The organism is Kiritimatiellia bacterium (assembly GCA_028715905.1).
Lineage (GTDB): Bacteria > Verrucomicrobiota > Kiritimatiellia > JAAZAB01 > JAAZAB01 > JAQUQV01.
Genome location: JAQUQV010000093.1, coordinates 3313 through 6014 on the forward strand (window position 1 = coordinate 3313; position 2702 = coordinate 6014).

The 2702-nt window shown below is 57.5% G+C and carries 1 protein-coding gene; it reads right to left on the reverse strand.

Translation table 11 applies throughout. The features are described 5' to 3' along the window. Positions 1-2702, reverse strand: a 2702-nt coding sequence (locus PHP98_11430) for a hypothetical protein (protein MDD5484240.1), incomplete at both ends; no start/stop codon positions are given.

The window sequence follows — 2702 nt, forward strand, 5'->3', positions numbered from 1 at the left end:
TAATTGCTCCAGCCGTCGCCGTCCTTGTCAAGGTGGGCGTCGTAATGATAGGGGTCCAGGCCGTACTGGATTTCCCAGATGTCGGGCATGCCGTCGCCGTCCATGTATATTTCGCCGAGGGTCCGCGTGTAAAGACCGGCATGGTAGTCGTAATCGCCCACTCCCGTGCCGTGCGTGTCGGAATTGTTCGGGTCGGTGCCGGCCAGGTACTCGGCGCGGTTGTTGAGGCCGTCGTTGTCCGGGTCGCCCCAGGCGCCGTTTTCGCCGTTGGGATCGTTCGGGTCAAGCCCGTACATCTGCTCCCACCAGTCCGGCAAACCGTCGCCGTCGGAATCGGTTGAATCCGGGTCGTCGCCGAGGCCGCTCAGCCACGAATTGGTGGCCGTGCTGCGCGCGCCGACAAAGAGCAGAAGGTCGTAGACCCAATTCGCGTTAAAGACATTTTCATGATACGGATTGGCGGGGTTCACGTAATCTTCCGGGGCCTGGAAAACGTTTGTGCCGGAAAAATTGGTGCTGAAGTGGTAAGAATCGTCGTAAGCCGGCGAAGCCGCCCGGCTGTGCCAGGCATGGTCGCTGGCATAAACCATGTAATTATAGGAATTAGCGGAGCCGGTGTAAACCGTGGAGCGGTAAAAATAATTCTTCCACCATGAAATTTCGGGATGCGTGTCGGAGCTGACCTGGTCCATTCCGGAGGGGAAAACGCCTTCACCCGCGCGGGCGGGATCGGGCACGTCGTCAAAGGTGAAATAATTGTAAATAGAAGGCATGCTGTTGGTGATGTCCGACTGCGTCAGCCGCCGGTCTTTATTGGCCAGGATTTCGGCGCGGGTATGCACGCCGTTCCAGACGCGGACTTCATCAATGCACCCTCCGAAATAATCAATCGGGTAAGGATAACTCCCCGGAATCGGGCCTCCGGCAAGCTGATCGCGCGCGCCGACTATCAAAGTGTGATCCGTAGCGTCAAACGTTCCGTCGGGATAGAGCACGTTAAATCCGTTGGCCGGCAATTCGGCCGTGGGCAGGGAATAACTTTCCTCGCCGTTGACATAGATTGACAATTTTGCGCCGTCGTAAGAGCCGGCGATATGGGTCCAATTGGTGGTGAGACGGCTCGCGGTCCGGGCCGTGGCCTGGTATGCGCGCAGACTTCCGCGCCCGTTATAAAGGATGTAGGGCAGACCATTGGTGAGTCCCAGGCGGAAATTGGCGCCGACAATATAACTCCCCGGATTAAGCGGGTTATTGTAAAGCCCGGCTTTTTCAAGAATGACCTGGTTGCCGGTTTTCTGCGGATTATCCGCCTTGACCCAGGCCTCCACGCAGAACCGCGTCAGGGTGTTTCCCCCGAAACGATTGCGCGTAATAATCTGGCGGGCGAAATCATTCGTGCCGTTCACATAAAGCGCGCGGTTGCGGACCGGGTTGCGTTCATCCAGCGGATTATCGCCTGATTCTTCCGCGGCGGAATTGATTTCGGCATAATCGCCCACGCCGTCGTTATCGCTGTCATACCCCTCAACCGTTTCAAACCGGAAAGGATAATTGGCGAGCAGGTCCCACCCGTGTGACCACCAATATCCGCCTTCTCTGTAAAGGGAAGGTTTCACATAATTTTTACGCATAAAACTGTTTACGTCATTCTGGTCGGTGCGCCAGATGGGGGTGGGATCGGTGTGATAGAAATATCTGCTTGTAAAATAGCTGTATTCTTCCAGGTTGGGTAAACCGTCCCCGTCCGGGTCCATGCCGTCCAGGCCGAAATTGAAGGGGCCGACTATTGACAACATCGCGTAAGTCCTCGCTTCCGGATTGTTACGATAAGGTTCCACGGCCTGGATGTATTCCAGCAGGGAATTGAAAGGACTGCCCTCGTATCCGAACTGGTAGCCGGGCGTATCGGGATCGGCGTCCGGCACGTCCACGTTGCCGAAAAGAACCACGCGCGGCAGGCTGAAGTAATCAATATCCAGGCCGAAAGCGCCCCGCAGGGGGTTCAGTCCGTGATAGACCTCCCAGCCGTCATCCATGTTGTCGCCGTCGCTGTCAAAAGCGTTGTTGGTATTGGCAACACCCGCGAAAGTGGTGTGGTAATAGGGAAATTTTAACGGGTCCAACGGCGCGGGCCAGGAACTGGCGGCCGGATAGTTGGTTCTTAAATAGCCGAGATTCGTGTAGACATTGTTGACCAGCATGAAGCACGGGTCGGAGATATAATCCGGCGGGATGAACACGGCGCCGTCCCGGCCCCAGTCCGGGGCCTTGAACGGGTCCCAGGTCATGGCCCGGCGGATGCAGAAGAGAATTTTGTCCTGCCAGTCCGGATTGCACAACTGCCATTCGGGCACCGCGCCGGTCCAGTATTCCTGGTAATTGAGCAGGCCGTCGCCGTCCGGGTCGGACGAAGCGTCGCTCACCAGCGGATCGGTGCCGGCATACCATTCCCAGCCGTCGGGCAGATAGTCGCCGTCGGTATCCCAGGCACAGGGATTTGAAAGCAGTGTTTTCTCGCCGTTGTCGGTTACGCCGTCCCAGTCCGTGTCCTGCGGGTGCGGATCGTTCGGCTGGGGCGCGGTAATCACGCCCGGGTCGCTGGGCAGAAGTTTATTCGGCCAGGTGGCGGAACAATTGCCGAGCAAATGGGTGGCATTGGCCCATTCCTCGCGGTTACTGAGCTTGTCGTCATCGGCGTCCGG